The organism is Allobosea sp. AK1 (assembly GCF_006714945.1).
In the GTDB taxonomy this organism is placed as follows: domain Bacteria; phylum Pseudomonadota; class Alphaproteobacteria; order Rhizobiales; family Beijerinckiaceae; genus Allobosea; species Allobosea robiniae.
In genome coordinates this window covers 3,522,770-3,540,506 of sequence record NZ_VFMG01000001.1, presented here as the reverse complement: position 1 = coordinate 3,540,506, position 17,737 = coordinate 3,522,770, and the positions used below count along the sequence as shown (strand labels likewise).

At 67.1% G+C, this 17,737-nt stretch carries 17 protein-coding genes; 11 read left to right on the top strand and 6 right to left on the bottom strand.

What is annotated here, in order from left to right; all coding sequences use genetic code 11:
* The first annotated feature begins 17 nt into the window (after nt 1-17).
* The 3 genes from FHT98_RS17145 to FHT98_RS17135 all read left to right on the top strand — a co-directional run bounded on the left by FHT98_RS17145 (nt 18) and on the right by FHT98_RS17135 (nt 4,053).
* Nucleotides 18-1,571, top strand: a complete 1,554-nt coding sequence (locus FHT98_RS17145) for an ABC transporter substrate-binding protein (RefSeq protein ID WP_142114746.1) — start codon at nt 18-20, stop codon at nt 1,569-1,571.
* 176 nt (nt 1,572-1,747) lie between these two features.
* Nucleotides 1,748-2,959, top strand: a complete 1,212-nt coding sequence (locus FHT98_RS17140) for an MFS transporter (RefSeq protein WP_185745199.1) — start codon at nt 1,748-1,750, stop codon at nt 2,957-2,959.
* A gap of 146 nt (nt 2,960-3,105) precedes the next feature.
* Nucleotides 3,106-4,053, top strand: coding sequence for an N-carbamoyl-D-amino-acid hydrolase (locus FHT98_RS17135; RefSeq protein ID WP_091857991.1), 948 nt, complete (start codon nt 3,106-3,108; stop codon nt 4,051-4,053).
* Nucleotides 4,054-4,071: 18 nt separating this feature from the next.
* Here FHT98_RS17135 and hydA read toward each other — a convergent pair whose 3' ends face one another.
* Nucleotides 4,072-5,514, bottom strand: a complete 1,443-nt coding sequence (gene hydA, locus FHT98_RS17130; protein ID WP_091857994.1) for a dihydropyrimidinase — start codon at nt 5,512-5,514, stop codon at nt 4,072-4,074.
* A gap of 71 nt (nt 5,515-5,585) precedes the next feature.
* Here hydA and FHT98_RS17125 point away from each other — a divergent pair, with 71 nt between their 5' ends.
* A complete protein-coding gene (locus FHT98_RS17125) occupies nt 5,586-6,437 on the top strand; it encodes an NHL repeat-containing protein (RefSeq protein WP_091857997.1) in 852 nt (283 codons plus the stop codon).
* A gap of 20 nt (nt 6,438-6,457) precedes the next feature.
* Here the strand turns inward: FHT98_RS17125 and FHT98_RS17120 are convergent, their stop codons facing one another.
* The 5 genes from FHT98_RS17120 to FHT98_RS17100 form a co-directional block, all read right to left on the bottom strand.
* On the bottom strand, nt 6,458-7,132 hold the full coding sequence (locus FHT98_RS17120) for an amino acid ABC transporter permease (RefSeq protein WP_091858000.1): 675 nt from the start codon (nt 7,130-7,132) through the stop codon (nt 6,458-6,460).
* Entirely contained in the window at nt 7,132-7,806 is a 675-nt protein-coding gene (locus tag FHT98_RS17115; RefSeq protein ID WP_061968490.1) for an amino acid ABC transporter permease, read from the bottom strand. The genes FHT98_RS17120 and FHT98_RS17115 overlap by 1 nt, the downstream gene beginning before the upstream one ends.
* Before the next feature lie 6 nt (nt 7,807-7,812).
* Complete coding sequence (locus FHT98_RS17110; protein ID WP_091858003.1) at nt 7,813-8,562, bottom strand: amino acid ABC transporter ATP-binding protein; 750 nt, start codon at nt 8,560-8,562, stop codon at nt 7,813-7,815.
* A 14-nt stretch (nt 8,563-8,576) separates the two neighbouring features.
* Nucleotides 8,577-9,452 (bottom strand): substrate-binding periplasmic protein, encoded by an 876-nt coding sequence (locus FHT98_RS17105; RefSeq protein WP_244492871.1) that lies wholly within the window; start codon nt 9,450-9,452, stop codon nt 8,577-8,579.
* A gap of 144 nt (nt 9,453-9,596) precedes the next feature.
* Nucleotides 9,597-10,523, bottom strand: coding sequence for a LysR family transcriptional regulator (locus FHT98_RS17100; RefSeq protein WP_091858007.1), 927 nt, complete (start codon nt 10,521-10,523; stop codon nt 9,597-9,599).
* 118 nt (nt 10,524-10,641) lie between these two features.
* Between FHT98_RS17100 and FHT98_RS17095 the strand changes: the two genes are divergently transcribed.
* The 7 genes from FHT98_RS17095 to FHT98_RS17065 all read left to right on the top strand — a co-directional run bounded on the left by FHT98_RS17095 (nt 10,642) and on the right by FHT98_RS17065 (nt 17,660).
* Nucleotides 10,642-11,739 carry a DUF917 domain-containing protein gene (locus FHT98_RS17095; RefSeq protein WP_142114744.1) on the top strand — a complete coding sequence of 366 codons (1,098 nt, stop codon included), beginning with the start codon at nt 10,642-10,644 and terminating at the stop codon, nt 11,737-11,739.
* A gap of 48 nt (nt 11,740-11,787) precedes the next feature.
* Entirely contained in the window at nt 11,788-13,137 is a 1,350-nt protein-coding gene (locus tag FHT98_RS17090; protein ID WP_091858013.1) for a dihydroorotase, read from the top strand.
* A 5-nt stretch (nt 13,138-13,142) separates the two neighbouring features.
* Entirely contained in the window at nt 13,143-14,387 is a 1,245-nt protein-coding gene (locus FHT98_RS17085; protein ID WP_142114743.1) for a Zn-dependent hydrolase, read from the top strand.
* Between the two features lie 4 nt (nt 14,388-14,391).
* Nucleotides 14,392-15,054 (top strand): flavin reductase family protein, encoded by a 663-nt coding sequence (locus FHT98_RS17080; protein ID WP_142114742.1) that lies wholly within the window; start codon nt 14,392-14,394, stop codon nt 15,052-15,054.
* Nucleotides 15,051-15,734, top strand: coding sequence for an aspartate/glutamate racemase family protein (locus FHT98_RS17075; protein ID WP_142114741.1), 684 nt, complete (start codon nt 15,051-15,053; stop codon nt 15,732-15,734). The genes FHT98_RS17080 and FHT98_RS17075 overlap by 4 nt, the downstream gene beginning before the upstream one ends.
* Nucleotides 15,735-15,945: 211 nt before the next feature.
* Entirely contained in the window at nt 15,946-16,875 is a 930-nt protein-coding gene (locus tag FHT98_RS17070; RefSeq protein WP_142114740.1) for a dihydrodipicolinate synthase family protein, read from the top strand.
* On the top strand, nt 16,875-17,660 hold the full coding sequence (locus tag FHT98_RS17065; RefSeq protein ID WP_142114739.1) for an SDR family oxidoreductase: 786 nt from the start codon (nt 16,875-16,877) through the stop codon (nt 17,658-17,660). Before FHT98_RS17070 ends, FHT98_RS17065 begins: the two co-directional genes overlap by 1 nt.
* The last annotated feature ends 77 nt before the right edge of the window (nt 17,661-17,737 follow it).

The following is a 17,737-nucleotide window of genomic DNA, read 5'->3' as shown; positions in this document are numbered from 1 at the left end:
CTTGGGAGAAGCAGACCATGAAGCTTGGATGGCTCGCGGCCGTCGCCGCATTCGCTTGCCTCACGCCCGCCGCCGCGCAGGAACCGAAACCCGGTGGCGAATTGCGGATCGCGATCTCCGGCGACATCACCAGCAGCGAGCCCGGCGTGCGCCGCAGCGGCGATGCCGACACGGTCCTGCACCATGTCGTCGAGGCGCTGGTCGCCTATCGCGAGGATCTCAGCATCGCGCCGATGCTGGCGGAGAGCTACGCGATGTCGCCGGACGGGCGCAGCTACACCTTCAAGCTGCGCGACGGCATCACCTTCCATAACGGCGCGCCGATGACCTCCGCCGACGTCAAGTGGAGCTGGGATCGGATGCTCGACCCGGCGACGCGCTGGCAATGCCGCGGCTGGTATGACGGCACGCAGGACATGAAGATCGAAGCGATCGAGACACCCGATCCGAAGACCGTAGTGTTCCGGCTGGCGGCCCCCTCGGCGCTGTTCCTGCACTATGTCGCCAATATCCAGTGCATGACCGGCATCCTGCATCGCGACTCCGTCAATGCCGCCGGCGAATGGGTGAAGCCGATCGGCACCGGCCCCTTCGCCTTCACGGAATGGCGCAAGAACAGCTTCATCCTGCTCAAGAAATTTGCCGACTACAAATCCCGCAGCGAGCCGACGAGCGGCTATGCCGGCGCGCGCAAGGCCTATGTCGACCAGGTGCGCTGGATGGTGGTGCCCGACGATGCGACCCGGCGCGCCGGTTTGCAGGCCGGGCAGATCGACTGGATCATCACCGATGTCGCCGATATCGTCGAATTGCGTGCAGCCAAGGGCGTCAAGGTCGCGACGGCGCAGGGGCTGAGCTGGAACGTCCTGCTGATCCAGACCCGCGACCCGCTGCTCGCCGATCCCCGTATCCGCAAGGCGCTGGCCCATGCGATCGACCTGAAGACGCTGGTCGAGAACCGCACGGACGGGCTGGGCAAGCCCAATCCCTCGGCCATCCCGACGACCAGCGGGAGCCATACGGCGATCCATGACCAGGGCTACACATACGACCCCGACCTCGCCCGCAAGCTGCTGAAGGAAGCCGGCTATGACGGGCGCCCGATCAAGCTGCAGACCTCGCAGAAGCTGGTCCATCTCTACGACACCGCCATCATCCTGCAGGCGATGCTCAAGCAGGCCGGTTTCAACGTCGAGCTCGACATGCTGGAATGGGCGACGCAGCTCGACCGCTACAGCAAGGGCAATTTCCAGCTCCAGTCCTTCCGTTTCACCGCACGCTTCGACCCGTCGTTCAACTACAAGACCTTCGTCGGCTCGAAGGACGAGGATGCCGATGTCCAATGGGAGGACAAACGCGCGGTCGAACTGCTGCTGGCCTCGGCGACCGAGCTCGACCCGGCCAAACGACAGGCCATGTTCGACGAGATGCACCAGCGCATGATCGAGCAGGTGCCGATCATCAGCCTCTACAACACCCCGCTGGTCGAGGCCTCGACCGATCGCATCGCCGGCGTCGAACTCACCAGTTCCGGCAAGACGCGGGCCTGGGGCGTCTGGGTCACGAAGTAAGGACGGCAAGAAGGGCTGCGCGGGAGCGTGCATGCTCCTGGCGCAGCCCCGTCAGCCCATCAATCCATCTCGACCGCTCGCGGCCCTTGCCGGAAGAACGATCCGACGCCGCCGTTTTCACCCGCTCGCATCCTGAAGCGGGACGAGCGCGCGGCGACGGGATCGGGGGAACCGTCTTGAAGCTGCCTTTGTGGGGAAGCGCGCTCAGCGCCACTCTGCTCGTCCAGGTCGTGAGTTCGTTCGCCGGGGCCGCCATCCCGCTTCTCGGCCCGCTCCTGACCCTGCGCTGGGGCCTTGCGCCCGAAAGCATCGGCTATGTTTCGGCCGTGGTCTCGACGGGCATCTGCTGGTTCCTCGCCTGCGGCAATCCGATGCTCGACCATCACGGCCCGGTTCGGGCGCTGCAGATGGGCCTGGCCTTCGTCGCCGCCGGCCTTCTGCTGCTGTCGCAGCCCTTCGGGCTGATCGGCCTTGCCGGCGCGCTCCTGGTCGGGCTCGGCCTCGCGCCCAACACTCCGGCCGGAAGCCAGATCCTGATGCGCACGGCGCCAGTCGACCACCGGACCCTCGTCTTCTCGATCAAGCAGGCGGGCGTCCCCCTCGGCGGCGCCATCGCGGGCTTCGCCGTCGCGCCCATGGTCCTGGGTTTCGGCTTCACCGGGGCGATCTGGGCCGTGGTCGCCATCGTCCTGGTCAGCGCGCTGGCGGTCCAGCCCTTCCGCGGGAGTCTCGACGCGGAGAAAGGCACGCAGAACCGCGCCTGGGCCCGGATGTTCCTGTCGCCGTCGTCGCTGGCGCGATCGGCGCGGGTGCTGAGCTCCCACTCCTCGCTGCCGATGCTCACCGCGCTCGGCGTCTCCTTCTCGATCACGCAGGCCTGCATCACCGCCTTCACCGCGACCTATATGGTGACCCAGCACGGCAAGACGCTGGCTGAGGCCGGGCACCTCGTCGCGGCCCTGCTGGTGGCGAGCACGATCGCGCGCATCTTCTTCGGCTGGCTGGCGGACCGGATGGGCGGCGGCCTGCGACTGCTCTGCCTGCTGGCGCTCGCCGCCGGCTCGACCATCGCCCTGCTGATCGGCACGGCAAGCACGAGCCCCTGGCTGATCTATCCCTGCATGGCCCTGGTCGGTGCGACCTCGATGGGCTGGAACGGCGTCCACATGGCCGAGCTGGCGCGCGTCTCGCCGCCCGCGCTGATCGGCGACGTCACCTCCGGGGCGAGCCTGTTCGGCTTCGTCGGCTCGATCTGCGGGCCGCTGGTCTTTGCCGTGATCGCAAACCGGACCGGCAGCTTCAACTGGCCCTTCCTGCTGGTCGCCGGCCAGCTTGCCGTGTTCGGGGCCTTCGCTCTCTGGTATCTGCGCCGTTCGGCGCAGGTCTGATCGCTCCGCAAATCCGGATAACATCAGGTTATACCTGATCCCGAATAAAGCATGAGAACAATGGAGGCGGGGCCTCTAGACCTTATCCTGGGGTTCGGCCCGTCGCGTCCGGTCCCGAGGTCATACGCCAATCCAGGAATCCGTCGATGTCCCGCCTCATCACCGTTGCCGCCGCACAGTTGGGTCCGATCCAGCGAGCCGACAGCCGCAAGCAGGTCATCGACCGGATGATCGCGCTGCTCGAGAAGGCCAAGGCGCAAGGCGCGACCTTCGTCGTGTTTCCCGAGCTCGCGCTGACCACCTTCTTCCCGCGCTGGTACCATGAGGATCGCGCCGAGGCGGATCAATGGTTCGAGCGCAGCATGCCCGGCCCGGATACCCAGGCACTGTTCGACAAGGCGAAGGAGCTCGGCCTCGCCATGAGCTTCGGCTATGCCGAGCTGACGCCCGAAGGCCGGCATTTCAACAGCTCGATCCTGGTCGACCGCGGCGGCCGTATCGTCGCCAAATACCGCAAGATCCACCTGCCCGGCCATGTCGAGTTCGACGCCGAGCGGACGCATCAGCATCTCGAGAAGCGCTATTTCGAGCCGGGCGATCTCGGCTTCCCGGTCTGGGAATTCGAAGGCGGGCTGTTCGGTATGGCGATCTGCAACGACCGGCGCTGGCCCGAGACCTATCGCGTCATGGGGCTGCAGGGCGTCGAGATGGTCGTGCTCGGCTACAACACCCCGTCCGCCAATTCGCAATCGCCCAACGAGACGGCAGCCGACCGGCTGTTCCACCACCGCCTGTCGGTGCAGGCCGGCGCCTACCAGAACTCGACCTGGGTCGTGGCCGTCGGCAAGGCCGGAACCGAAGACGGGCACCATCTTTTCGGGGGAACGCTGATCGCGGCGCCGGACGGCAAGATCGTCGGGGAGATCGACCATGAGGAGGACGGCGTGCTCGTCCATCCCTGCGATCTCGACGATACCCGCTTCGGCAAGGCGACGATCTTTGATTTCATCCGCCATCGCCGTGTCGAGCATTACGGCCTGATCACCGAACGCACCGGCGTCGGCGCGCCGCTCGGAAAGCCCGAGGGCGCCTGAGCGCCCTCGTTGCCGGCTTTACCGGAACGGGTCGAACGGGGTCGGGAAGCGACCGGTCGGCGTGATCTCGGCGTAAGGCGCGCGCGCCAGCAACTGCCCTTGCCCCGGCTGCGCCAACACCCGCTCGCCATCGAAGACGAGGCAGCCGCGCTGATAGGTCGCCGCCGGATAGCCCTGCACCGCCATGCCCTCATAAGGCGTGTAGTCGCTGCCATGATGCTGCATGGCATTGGTCAGCGTGACGCGCCGGTTGGGATCGAACAGCACGATATCGGCATCGGCCCCGACCGCGAGCGCGCCCTTGCGTGGCGCCAACCCGAAACGCCGCGCCGGATTGGTCGCGACGAGATCGACGAAGCGGCGCAGGTCGATGCGCCCCTTGGCGACACCCTCCGAGTAGAGAATGGGCAGGCGTGCGGCGAGACCGGGCACGCCGTTCGGGATCTTGTTGAAAGGTGCGCCCTCGCCGTGCTGCTTCTTGCCGCGCGGGTCGTCGTAGCGCAGCGGCGAATGGTCGGACGAGACGATGTCGATGACGCCGTCGCGCAGGAACTGCCAGAGCGCCTCCTGGTCGGCGGTCGAGCGCAGCGCCGGCGAGATCATGAACTTGGCGCCCTCGAAGCCCGGGCGATCCATGTCGGCCTCGTCGAGCACGAGATATTGCGTGCAGGTCTCGGCCCAGGCCTTCTGCCCGCGCTTCTGCGCCCGCTCGACCTCTTCGCCGGACTGCCGGCCCGAGACGTGGAAGACCTGGATCGGCGTATCCAGCGCCTCGGCCAGGGCGAGAATGCGATGCGTCGCCTCGCGTTCGACCACCATGGGCTTCGCCCAGGCGAGATGGCGCGGCGCCGTCTGGCCCGCCGCCAGCAGCGCCTGCGTCAGCCAAGTGATCAGTTCGTGATGCTCGGCATGGACGCAGACGAGCGCGCCGGCGCGCCGCGCCGCGGCCAGCGTCTGCAGGATCTGCGCATCGCCGAGACGGTTGCTGTCATAGGTCATGAAGATCTTGACCGAGCGATGCCCGGCCTCGACCAGCGCCGGCAATTCGGTGTCCAGCACCTCCGGAGTGGGATCGTTGACCAGAAGATGGAAGGCATGGTCGATCCGGGCCTGCTTCGCCTTCTCGGCATAGGCGGCAACCGCGCCGGCGAGCGAGCCGCCGCGAACCTGAGGTGCATGGCAGACGACCGTGGTCGTGCCGCCCGCCGCGGCAGAGGCCGTGCCGCTATCGAAGCCGTCGGCGATGTCGGCGCCCGAGGAGAAGGGCTGGTTGAGATGGACATGACTGTCGACCCCGCCGGGCAGGACGAGCAGGCCCTTTGCATCGACCTCCTCCTTGCCACGCGGCAGCCCCGCGCCGATCGCGGCGATGACACCGCCGGCAATACCGATATCGAAAGCTCCGATGGAGGAGGCGGTGACGGCCGTGCCGCCGCGGATGACGAGATCGAAATCGCTCATGGTCTTTCTCTCCATGCGACGGGGGCCGTGAAACGGCAGCCCGCAGCGCGCGAAACAGCGACGAGGTCAGGATGAAAACGGAACTGCGCGTCGCGCTCGGCGACAGGCTCTATGGCATCGAGCGTCCCTGGGGCGCCCTGCCGGCGACGCCGGGGCGGATCACCGATCTCACAGTCGGCAAGGACGGGCTGGTGCATGTCCTGCTGCGCCGCGACAGCGCCGTCGATCCCGAGGGGCCCTGCGTGATCACGCTCGCGAGCGATGGCAGCTTCGTCAGGAGCTGGGGCGAAAAGCTCTGCGTCGATGCTCACAAGATCGCGGCGATGCCCAATGGCGGCCTTGCCATCGTCGACCGCGACGCCCACCGCATCTTCTTCTGCGATGATGAGGGACGCATACGGCAGCAGATCGGCGAGAGCCATCGGCCCGGCCAGCCCTTCAACCATCCGAGCGATATCGCCTTTGCGCCCGATGGCGGCTTCTATGTCACCGATGGCTATGGCAATGGCCGCATCCGTCGCTACGACTCCGGCGGCAGCCTGATCGCGAGCTGGGGCTCGGTCGGGACGGCGCCGGGCGCGTTCCTGACGCCGCACGGCATCTGCGTGCTCGGCGACGGTCGCGTCATCGTCGCCGATCGCGAGAACAGCCGCGTGCAGAGCTTCACGGCCGGGGGCGAACTTCTCGCGGTCTGGGATGCGTTCCTGCGCCCGCAGGATGTCGTCGCCGATGCGGATGATCGAATCTATGTCTGCGACTCGATCCCGACGCTGAGCCTGCTCTCGGCGGATGGCGCCCTGCTCGGCCGCTGCCGGCCGGTGCTCAACGGCGCCCATGGCCTGTGGCTTGGAACGGCCGGCGATATCTTCCTCGCGGAGACCAACCCCAACCGCATCACGCGGCTTTTCCCCGTCGCGAGCTGACGCGACGGGCCACCGCGCCCTCATGCGGCGGAGACGGCCGTGCGGTTCTGCAGGCGCGAGACCAGCCGCACGAAGGGCCAGAACATCAGGAAGTAGACGATCGCCACTGCGATCAATGGCGTCGGGTTGTAGAGCAGGCCCTGGGCAAGCTGGGCCGAACGCAGCAGTTCCTGAAGTGCGACGGCGGATGCGATCGAGGTCTGCTTCACCAGCTCGACCGTGTTGCTGATCAGGTCCGGCAGCACGTTGCGCGTGCCCTGCGGCACCACGACATGGATCATGCTCTTGTACCAGCTCAAGCCCGTGGAGCGGGCCGCTTCGCGCTGGCCCTTCGGCACGGATTCGATGCCGGCGCGGAAGATCTCGGCGAAATAGCTCGAGCCGTTCAGCGTCAGCGCCAGCACGGCGGCCGTGAACTCGTTGAGCTTCAGGCCGAGGAAGGGCAGGCCGAAGAAGATGAAGATCAGCAGCACCAGCGGCGGGATGGCGCGCATCACGTCGACATAGGCGATCAGCAGGAAGCGCAGCAGCCGGTTCGGCACGTCCTGCGCCATGGCGATGGCGATACCACTGACGACCGAAAGCGGCACGGCGACGGCGGCCAATGCCAGCGTCATCCAGAAGCCCTGCAGCAGCAGCGGCCAGACCTGCTTGAGAACGTCGATATTGAGGAACGTCGTGACGAGATCGTCCATCATGACCTCGGATGCGCATAGGCGCGTTCGAGCCAGCGCGTGAAGCGCACGAAGGGCAGGAACAGCACGAGGAAGAGCAAGGCGCCGACGGTCAGCGCGGTCGGGTTGGCGACGTTGGACTGGATGCTGGAGGTCACGTTGAGCAGTTCCGGCACGGCCACGACCGAGCCCAGCGTGGTGCCCTTGCTGATGCCGATGGCGCGGTTGGTCAGAGGCGGGATCGAGATGCGCACCACCTGTGGCAGGATGATGTAGGCAAGCGTCTTGCTGAAGCTGAGGCCGGTCGAGCGCCCAGCTTCCCATTGTCCCTTGTGCACGGCGTTGATGCCGGCCCAGAAAATCTCCTCGGCGAAGGCCGAGAGCACGATCGCCAGCGCCAGCACCGTCGCGGTGATGGGCTCCAGCACCAGCCCGAAATAGGGCAGCGCGAAATAGGCCAGCACGATCAGGACGAGCTGCGGGATCGAGCGGAAGAAATCGATGTAGAAGATGATCAGCCAGTTCAGCGGCCGGATGCCGTAGAGCCTGAGGATCGCCAATGCGAGGCCGAGCGGGATGCCGATCAGAACCGTCAGGATCGACATCTGGACGGTGATCAGGAAGCCGCGCAGGATGTCCGGCCAATAGGCCGACATCAGCGAAAAATCGAAGAAATAACGGACGATCTGGTCCATGCGCCGTCAGCCGTGCGAGCGCATCACGAAGTCGCGGATGCGCTGGTGCTGCGGATTGATCAGGATCTCCTGCGGCGTGCCCTCGGCCAGAATCGCGCCATGATCCATGAAGACGACGCGGTCGGCGACATCGCGCGCGAACTTCATCTCATGGGTCACGACGATCATGGTCATGCCCATTTCCTTGGTCCGGACCATGACGTTGAGGACTTCGCCGACGAGCTCGGGGTCGAGCGCCGAGGTCGGCTCGTCGAAGAGCATGACCTGCGGCTCCAATGCCATGGCGCGAGCGATGCCGACGCGCTGCTGCTGGCCGCCGGACAGCTCGGCCGGATAGGCGTCGGCCTTGTGGGCAAGGCCGACGACTTCGAGATGGTGGCGGGCCTTCGCCTCGGCCTCCTGCTTGCTCAAGCCGACGACCTTGCGCAGCGCGAGCGAGACGTTCCCCAGCGCCGTCTTGTGCGGGTAGAGATGGATACCCTGGAAGACCATGCCGATGCCGCGGCGCAGGCGGTCGAGATCGACCTTGGGGCCGGTGACCTCCTGCCCGCCGAGGCGGATCGTGCCCGCCGTCGGCTCCTCAAGCCGGTTGATGCAGCGCAGGCAGGTGCTCTTGCCCGAACCGGAGGAGCCGACGATCACGACGGCCTCGCCCTTGCCGACCTTGAGGTCGACACCGCGCAGAACCTCGACATTGCCGAAGCTCTTGCGCAAGCCCTCGATCGAAACGATCGTTTCGGAAGGCGTGGCCGTCATGGCGGGCGCTGAGGTCACTTGCAGGCGGCCTTGTGCGGGGTCGCGTCGTAACCCTCGAAATCCGGCGCGCCGATGCCCGGATAAACCTTGGCGCTGGAGGAATCGGCCGCCGGCTTCACGCCGAACCACTTCTCATGGATCGCGGCCAGCGTGCCGTCGCTCTTGATGCATTCCAGCGCGGCCTCGACCTTGGCGCGGAACGCCGCATCCTCCTTGCGGAAAGCGATGCCGAAATTGTTGCCGCTGTTGAGCACGAATGCGACCTCGGCCATCGGCGTCTGCGTCGAGACATAGCGCGAGACCGGGACGTCGGCGACATTGGCGAAGGCGCGCCCGATCATCACGGCCTGCACGGCGTCGGCGTTCTTGTTGTAGCGCTGGATGGTGTAGCCGTATTTGGCTTCGTTGTCGGTCAGCCACTTGTCGGAGATCGAGCCGTTATTGACGGTCAGCGCCTTGCCCTTCAGCTCCTCCAGATTGGCGATCTTGGCGCCCTTCTTGACGAGGAAGCCGAGACCCGTCGGCATATAGGGCTCGCTGAACAGCATCTGCGCGGCGCGGTCTTTCGTGATGTTGGTCGGCGCCGGGATCATCTCGTAGCGCTTGGAGAACAGGCCCGCGAAAATCGCCGAGAAATTGGAATCCGTGACCTCGACGCCGGGGCGCCCGAGCTGCTTCGCCAGTGCAGCCGACATGTCGTAGGTGAAGCCCGTCGCCTCGCCGGCCGGCGTCTTGAAGCAGAACGGCGCGAAGCCGAGATCGCAGGCCACCTTCAGCTTCTCGCCCTGCGGATGGTCGGCATCCTGCGCCAGGGCCGGCATGGCGAGCATGGCGCCGAGCACGGCGCCCGCTGCAAAGGCACGCGTCAGCTTGATCGAATTCAGCTTCATCTTTCCCGCTCCCGTTATGCGTTGTGGCTACGCCGCGATTGCTGCCCCCTGTCCCTGCAACAATCCGGCCATGTCCAAGGGGAGCCTAACAGGGCGAAATCATGCCCAGCCAATCATTTATTGTCGGGTGGCCATAACCTGATGTTAAGTTCCAACCTCGCCGTCCTCGCCGGAGGCAGCGGGAGGCGACGGTACCAGGCCGCGCAGAATATCGACGAAAGCACTCGCCGTGCGTGACAGCGGCTCGAAGCGCGGCGTCAGCAGATGGGCGCGGACGCGCGTCTTGGGTGCGAGCGGGCGCGATACCAGTTCCGGCCAGGTCCGCCCACGCAGCACGAACTCGTCGACGACCCCGACGCCCGCCCCCGCACGCACCATCGCGCAGGCAACCGGCGTGAAACGGACGACGGTGCTGATCCTGAGCGGCGCGGATTTCAATGTGAGGGCACGCCCGACGACATCGCCATAGGGCGTCTGCGGCCCGAACCCGATCAGCGGATAAGGCGCGAGATCGGCCGGGCGGACCACGCGCAATCGCGCCAGCGCATGGTCGCGCGGCATGATCACCATCAGCCGCCCTTCCGTCAGGATCTCCGTATTGAGCGTCGGCTCGTCGACCGGGATGATCGAGACGCCGAGATCGGCACGGCCGGCCACGACCTTGGCGACGACCTCCAGCAGGGTCAGCACCTCGAACTCGACGCGCAGGTCCGGGAAGCGCTCGCGCAGCCGCGCGATGGCATCCGGCACCAGCGCCTGGCCGACGCTCGGGCTCGCGACGATCCGCACCGACCCGGTACCGCGCTCGCGCAATTCATCGGCGAGCTCGTTGACCCTGACCACGCCCTGATGGACCTGATCGACCTCCTGGAACAGGCGGCGCGCCTCGGGCGTCGGCTGGACACGGCCGCGCACGCGCTCGAACAGGCGCAGCGCCAATCGGTCCTCGGTATAGGCCAGCAGGCGGCTGATCGCCGGCTGCGAGACCGAGAGCAGGCGGGCCGCGCCGCTGATCGAGCCGGTGATCATGATGGCCCGGAAGACTTCGATCTGCCGGAGATTGAGACGCATGGCGATAACATCCGTTTATGGTCGGCCGCATAATAAGCATGATTCATTTCGCGCCTAGCGCTCTAAGCTCGACCTCGTGCCGGCAACGACCGGCTCGGGAGAAGGACGAGGCCGGCCGATGAGACGCTTCCTGACCATGAAGGATGTCGAGGCTGCGGTTGCCGGCGGGTCCGTTTTCGCAGCGGGCGGCGGCGGCTGGGCCGATCACGGCCGCATGCTCGGCACAGCCGCGGTCAATACCGGCCGGCCCGAGCTCGTCACCATGGACGAGATTCCCGACGACGCGATCATCGCGACCGCCGCCGCCATCGGCGCGCCCGGCGGCACGACCGAGTGGGAGATGTGGGGCATCGACTACGTCAAGGCCGTGCAATTGCTGCAGGAGGCGCTGGGCAAGCCGATCTACGGCCTGATCATCGGCCAGAACGGCATGTCGAGCACGCTGAACGCCTGGCTCCCGAGCGCGATCCTCGGCGTCAAGGTGGTCGATGCGGTCGGCGATATCCGCGCCCATCCCACCGGCGACATGGGCTCGATCGGCCTCGCCAACAGCCCGGAAGCGACAATCCAGGTCGCGGTCGGCGGCAACCGCTCCAAGAACCAGTATATCGAGCTGGTGACGCGCGGCGCGACCGCCAAGATCTCGCCGATCCTGCGCACGGCGTCGGACATGTCGGGCGGCTTCATCGCCTCCTGCCGCAACCCGGTCCCGGCGGCCTATGTCCGCAAGAACGCCGCGCTCGGCGGCATCTCGATGGCGCTGGCACTGGGCGAGCGCATTCTCGCCGCCAAGCCGAAGGGCGGCAGCGCGGTCATCGACGCAATCTGCGATGAGACCGGCGGCTCGATCATCGCCCGCGGCACGGTCGCGAAGAAGGACGTGCGCTACACCAACGAGGCCTTCGATATCGGCACGATCCAGGTCGGGACCGGCGCCGCCGCCCGCGTCATCCATGTCATGAACGAATACATGGCCGTGACCGATCCCGACGGCGCCCGGCATGCCTGCTTCCCGGACGTGATCACCACGCTCGACGCCGACGGCCAACCGGTCAGCTCCGGCCATGTCCGCGAGGGCATGGAACTCTCGGTGCTGCGCGTGCCCAAGGACAAGATCCCGCTGAGCTCCAGCGTGACCGACCCCAGCGTCTATCCGATCGTCGAGAAGGCGCTCGGCATGAATTTCACCGACTACGCGCTCGGCCGCGCGGACTAGTCCGCACGGCTCTCCGTCCACCCCTCAGGATCAACCGGATACCCGACCATGAGCGATTTCGATCTCGTCCTCCGCGGCAATATCGTGCTGTCCGACCGGATCATCGAGGACGGCTATGTCGCCGTCAGCGGCGGCAAGATCGGCAAGGTCGGCTCGGGCACGCCGCCCTCGGCCCGCGAGACCCAGGATTTCCGCGGCCAGTGGATCATTCCCGGCGTCATCGATGGACAGGTCCATTCCGGCAGCCAGGCTAATCACGAGGGCATCGGCATGTGCTCGCGGGCGGCGGCGGCCGGCGGCGTCACCGTGATGGTCGACATGCCCTATGACGAGCCGGAGCCCGTCACCAGCGCAAAACTCTTCAACGAGAAGGTCGCGGTGGTCGAGCGCGACGCCCATGTCGATGTCGCCCTCTACGCCACGATCACCATCGAGAACGGGCTCCATGCCATTCCCGGGCTGGTCGAGGCCGGCGCCTGCGCCTTCAAGTTCTCGACCTTCGAGGCCAATCCGACGCGCTTTCCCCGCATCGGCGACGACACGCTCTACGAGGCCTTCAAGCTGATCGAGCCGACCGGGCTGCTCTGCGGCGTCCATAACCAGGACCAGGAGATGACAAGGCGCAATATCGCCCGGCTGATCGAGGCTGGCGATACCGGCCCGGACGCCTTCCTGCGCGCCCATCCCCCGCTCGTCGAGAACCTCGCCACCGCCCGGATCTACGAGATCGGCGCCGAGACCGGGGCGCGTGCGCACGCCGTCCACGTCTCGACCTCGCGCGGCTTCGAGATCTGCAACATGTACAAGCAGGCCGGGTACAAGGCGACGGTCGAGAGCTGCGTGCAGTATTTCATGCTCAATGCCGAGGAGCACGGCCCGCGCTTCGGTGCCAAGATCAAACATTACCCGCCGATCCGCCCGAAGGCCGAGAGCGACCTGCTCTGGAGCCATCTCGCCGCCGGCCATTGCGACTTCATCTCGTCGGATCACGTCTCCTGGGGGCTGGAGAAGAAGGGCGACCCGATGATCTTCAAGAACACCTCGGGCGGGCCCGGCATCGAAACCCTGCTGCCGGCGCTCTGGACCGGCTGCGAGGAGCACGGCCTGTCGCCGACCATCGTGGTGAAGCAGCTCTGCGAGGGGCCGGCCAAGGCCTTCCTGCTCGCCGACAAGGGCCGGCTCGAAGCCGGCGCCGATGCCGACATCACCGTGCTGGAGCCCGGCCGCTTCATCCACGACCCCAGCAAGAGCCTCGCAGCCGTGAAATGGAGCTCGATGGAGGGCCGCGAATTCCGCGTCCGCGTCGCCGCGACCTATGTGCGCGGCCAGCTCGCCTGGGACGGCAAGGAGATCCGCAACAAGGCCGGCGACGGCCGCTTCCTGCGCCCGGCGGCGTGACCGTCATGTCGATCGATCAGGACCGGCTCTGGCGCCGCATCGAGGCTCTCTCCGGGATCACCGACCCGGAGCGTCCCTGGACGCGCCGCTCCTTCACCCCGCGCTTCCTGGAAGGGCGCGAATGGCTGACGGCGGAGTTCCGCGAAGCCGGGCTGGAGACGGAGCTCGACGCGGCCGGCAACCTGATCGGCCGGCTCGCCGGCGCCGACCCAAGCCTGAAGCCGATCCTGATCGGCTCGCATTCCGACACCGTTCCCTCCGGCGGGCGCTATGACGGCATTCTCGGCGTGCTCGCCGCGCTGGAAGTCGCACAGAGCTTCAGCGAGCGCGGGGACCGCCTGCGCCATACGCTGGAGGTCGTCGATTTCCTGGCGGAGGAGCCGAGCGAATTCGGCCTCTCCTGCATCGGCAGCCGCGCGCTCGCGGGAACGCTGAGCGAGGAGCATCTGGCAATGACCCGCCCCGACGGCATGACGCTCCGCGAGGGCATCGCTTTCGTCGGCGGTCGGCCGGCAGAGCTGGCCGCGGTCAAGCGGCCGGCAGACGGCATCGCGGCTTATGTCGAGGTTCATATCGAGCAGGGCCGCGTACTGGAGAACGAGCGCATTCCGATCGGCATCGTCACCGATATCGTCGGCATCCGCCGCGAGCGCATCATCGTCACCGGCCGGGCCGACCATGCCGGCGCGACGCCGATGCCGCTCAGGGCCGACGCGCTGGTCGGCGCCGCGAAGCTCATCGAAGCCGCCTACAAGCGCGCGCTTTCGACCGCGCGGGACAACCAGCCGCTGGTCGCCACTTTCGGGCGCATCGATGTCAGCCCCAACGCCTCGAACGCCGTGCCGGGCGAGGCGGTGATGACGCTCGAAGTCCGCTCCGGCAACGAGGTCGCGGTGAAGGCCTTCGGCGAAGCACTGGTGCGCGACCTGCGCCCGGCCCTCGAAGAACTGCGTCTCACCATCGCCGTCGAGCCGATCAGCCATGTCGCGCCGACGGCCTGCGCGCCGGAGGTTCGCTCGGCCATCGCCAACGCGTCAGCCTCGCTGGGCCTCGCCACGCGCGACCTGCCGAGCGGCGCCGGCCATGACGGCGTCCACATCGCCCATATCGGCCCGGTCGGCATGCTCTTCGTGCCCTGCCTCGAAGGACGCAGCCATGCGCCGGAGGAATCGATCACGCCCGACCAGGCCGGCGACGGCGCCCGCGTGCTGGCCGAGACGGTGCGCCTGCTTGATACGAGCCTGAGCTGAGCCGATGGACTGGGCTGCAAGCGACCTTGGGGAGCGCGATCTCTACAAGCTCCTCGTCAACACGGTGCTGCCCCGTCCGATCGCGCTCGTCACCACGGTCGACGCGGAGGGACGCGCCAATGCCGCGCCCTTCAGCTTCTTCAACGTGTTCAGCCATGCTCCGCCACTGGTCGTGCTCGGCATCGAGGGGCGCAGCGGCGCGGCCCCCCTGAAGGACACAATGCGCAATATCCGCGAAACCGGCGGCTTCGTCGTCAATCTGGTCGACCGGGCGATGGTCGCGGCGATGCAGGTCTGCGCCATCGATTTCCCCTCGGAGGTCGACGAGATCGCAGCGGCCGGGCTCGATATCGCGGCGAGCGCCAAGGTCGCGGCGCCACGGCTCACAGCCTCACCGGTCCAGCTCGAATGCCGCGAGACGGTCTCGCTCTCGCTCGGCACGCGGCATCGCAATCTCGTCGTCGGCGAGATCGTCCATCTTCATATCCGTGACGGCATCGTCGACGAGCGCCTGCATGTCGATATCGACAAGCTCGATCTCGTCGGCCGCCTGCATGGCGCCGACTGGTATCTCGGCCTGGGCGACCGTTTCCAGGAGCCGCGCCGGACGCTGGACGACTGGCGCGAGCGGGTCCGCCCCACCATTCCCGAAGGAGAGGCCTCGTGAGCGGCACGATCTACGTCATCAACCCGAACTCGACCGAGCGCGTCACGCGGGGGATCGACGAAGCCGTCGCGCCGCTGCGTATGGCTGGCGGGCCCGCGATCGAATGCCTGACGCTGGCCGACGGCCCGCCCGGCATCCAGTCGCAGCGTGATGTCGACGGTCTGATCCCGGCCCTGCTCAAGCGCGCCGCTGGCCTTGAGAACGAGGCCGCCGCCTTCGTCGTCGCCTGCTTCTCCGATCCCGGCATGCATTCACTGCGCGAGCAGAGCACGAAGCCGGTGCTCGGCATCGCCGAATGCGGCGTGCTGACGGCGCTGACGCTCGGCCAGCGCTTCGGCATCGTCGCGATGCTGCAGAATTCGATCCCGCGCCATCTGCGCTATCTCGGCGCCATGGGCATGATGGACCGGTTCGCCGGCGACCTGCCGGTGAACCTCACCATCCAGGAAATGGCCGACGAACGGATTACGCTGGAGCGGATGATCGGCGTCGGCCGGACCTTGCGCGACACGCACCATGCCGATGTGCTGGTGATGGGCTGCGCCGGCATGGCGCGCTTTCGCGAGCCGCTGGAGCGCGAGCTCGGCATCCCCGCCGTCGAGCCGACGCAGGCTGCCGTGACCATGGCGATCGGGCGCGTCCGGCTGGGCTGGGGCGGGCGCCCTCTGGCCGGGAGCTGAAATCGCTTATCGCGGATAAGACTGAATAGCATTTGCAATAGATACCTTCGCAACCACGCATTCGACTGTATCGCCAGTCAGCGCGCCAACGGCGCCCCGCACAGCAAGGCCGGAAGGCGATCAGGCCTGTCGGGCGCAGTGCTCGCCCGACGGGAAAGAACCTCTTCATCCGGGCAGATGATTGCCCTTCCACCAACAACTGAGGACCACCATGGCTCTGCTCGATGAAACCGCTGATGGCGTCTACGTCATTGCGGTCACGCCCTTCACCGAAACCGGCGCACTCGATCTCGACAGCACCGATCGCATGGTCGATTTCTACCTGGAGAAGGGCGCGACCGGCCTCACCGTGCTCGGCATGATGGGCGAGGCCCCGAAGCTGACGGCGGAGGAATCCCGCATCTTCGTGCGTCGCGTGCTGAAGCGGGTCGACGGCCGCGTGCCGGTCGTCGCCGGCGTCTCGGCAGCGGGCTTCGCCGCGATGGCCGAGCTCAGCGAGAGCGTGATGGGCGATGGCGCGGCCGGCGTCATGGTCGCTCCGCCCTCCAATCTGCGCACCGACGACCAGATCGTTTCCTATTACGCGATGGTCGCGGAGACGCTGGGCGCGAAGACGCCCTTCGTCCTGCAGGATTTCCCGCTGGTCACGCAGGTGCAGATCACGGCGGCCGTGATCCTCAAGATCATCGCCGCGCATCCGTCCTGCGTCATGCTCAAGCATGAGGACTGGCCGGGTCTCGCCAAGATCTCGGCCCTGCGCGCGGCCAGTGACAAGGGCGGTCGGCGCATCTCGATCCTCGTCGGCAATGGCGGCATGTTCCTGCCGGAGGAACTGTCGCGCGGTGCCGACGGCGCCATGACCGGCTTCGCCTATCCCGAGATGATGGTCGATGTCTGGAAGGCGCATGCCGCCGGCCAGGTCGAGCGGGCACATGACCTGTTCGACGCCTATCTACCGCTGGCGCGCTACGAGCAGCAGCCCGGCCTCGGCCTCGCCATCCGCAAATATACGCTGGCGAAGCGCGGCGCGATCGCCGCGGCCACACTGCGCAAGCCAGGCGGGGCATTGTCGAAGGTGGATATCGCCGATATCGAACGGCTCGTCGCGCGGCAGGAGCGCCGCCTCAAGGAGATCGGCTGATGGATCTGGGACTTGCCGGAAAGCGCGCCCTTGTACTGGGCGCCAGCCGCGGGCTCGGCGCGGTGATCGCGCAGACGCTCGCTGCGGAGGGCGCGACGGTGATCGCCGCCGCGCGCAGCAGCGATGCGACCGAGAGCTGGATCGCCGACCTGCCGGCCGACCAGCGCGGCCGTGCCAGCGCCGCGAAGCTCGACCTCACCGATCTCGCTTCGATCGATGCTCTCGCCGACAAGCTGATCGCGGAAGGCGGCGTCGATATCCTGATCGGCAATTCCGGCGGCCCGCCACCGGGCGAGGCGCGCGATGCCAAGCGCGACGACTGGCTGAAGCACTTTGAAGGGATGGCCGCCAACCTGTTCCATCTGGCGCAGCGCCTGCTGCCGGGGATGACGGAGCGCGGCTTCGGCCGCATCGTCACCATCGCCTCCTCCGGCGTCGAGCAGCCGATTCCGCGGCTTGCCCTCTCCAACGGCATCCGCGCCGCCGTGATCGGCTGGTCGAAGACGCTGGCCTCGGAGGTCGCGGGCAGCGGGGTCACGGTCAATGTCGTGCTGCCCGGCCGCATCCACACCGAGCGCGTCGACCAGCTCGACGATGCTGCGGCAGCTCGCAGCGGCGGCACCCGCGATGCCGTGGCCAAAGCCTCTATCGCGACGATCCCCGCGGGCCGCTACGGCAAGCCGCAGGAATTCGCCGATGTCGTCACCTTCCTCGCCAGCGAACGCGCGAGCTATGTGACGGGCGCGAAAATCCGCATCGACGGCGGCTTGATCCGCGGAATCTGACACATTGGCGAGGGTTGCGGGTCGATTTGCCGTTTCCTGCACCCTCAACCGCTGGGGGATAGCCTATCGGGCCAGGC

Excerpts from the sequence above, each read along its gene's own strand:
- FHT98_RS17065 (WP_142114739.1), top strand. The coding sequence starts at position 16,875 with ATGGATCTGGGACTTGCCGGAAAGCGCGCCCTTGTACTGGGCGCCAGC.
- FHT98_RS17135 (WP_091857991.1), top strand. The coding sequence starts at position 3,106 with ATGTCCCGCCTCATCACCGTTGCCGCCGCACAGTTGGGTCCGATCCAG.
- FHT98_RS17080 (WP_142114742.1), top strand. The coding sequence starts at position 14,392 with ATGGACTGGGCTGCAAGCGACCTTGGGGAGCGCGATCTCTACAAGCTC.
- FHT98_RS17095 (WP_142114744.1), top strand. The coding sequence starts at position 10,642 with ATGAGACGCTTCCTGACCATGAAGGATGTCGAGGCTGCGGTTGCCGGC.
- FHT98_RS17120 (WP_091858000.1), bottom strand. The coding sequence starts at position 7,132 with ATGGACGATCTCGTCACGACGTTCCTCAATATCGACGTTCTCAAGCAG.
- FHT98_RS17145 (WP_142114746.1), top strand. The coding sequence starts at position 18 with ATGAAGCTTGGATGGCTCGCGGCCGTCGCCGCATTCGCTTGCCTCACG.
- FHT98_RS17125 (WP_091857997.1), top strand. The coding sequence starts at position 5,586 with ATGAAAACGGAACTGCGCGTCGCGCTCGGCGACAGGCTCTATGGCATC.
- FHT98_RS17110 (WP_091858003.1), bottom strand. The coding sequence starts at position 8,562 with ATGACGGCCACGCCTTCCGAAACGATCGTTTCGATCGAGGGCTTGCGC.
- FHT98_RS17100 (WP_091858007.1), bottom strand. The coding sequence starts at position 10,523 with ATGCGTCTCAATCTCCGGCAGATCGAAGTCTTCCGGGCCATCATGATC.
- FHT98_RS17085 (WP_142114743.1), top strand. The coding sequence starts at position 13,143 with ATGTCGATCGATCAGGACCGGCTCTGGCGCCGCATCGAGGCTCTCTCC.
- FHT98_RS17115 (WP_061968490.1), bottom strand. The coding sequence starts at position 7,806 with ATGGACCAGATCGTCCGTTATTTCTTCGATTTTTCGCTGATGTCGGCC.
- hydA (WP_091857994.1), bottom strand. The coding sequence starts at position 5,514 with ATGAGCGATTTCGATCTCGTCATCCGCGGCGGCACGGCCGTCACCGCC.
- FHT98_RS17070 (WP_142114740.1), top strand. The coding sequence starts at position 15,946 with ATGGCTCTGCTCGATGAAACCGCTGATGGCGTCTACGTCATTGCGGTC.
- FHT98_RS17105 (WP_244492871.1), bottom strand. The coding sequence starts at position 9,452 with ATGAAGCTGAATTCGATCAAGCTGACGCGTGCCTTTGCAGCGGGCGCC.
- FHT98_RS17090 (WP_091858013.1), top strand. The coding sequence starts at position 11,788 with ATGAGCGATTTCGATCTCGTCCTCCGCGGCAATATCGTGCTGTCCGAC.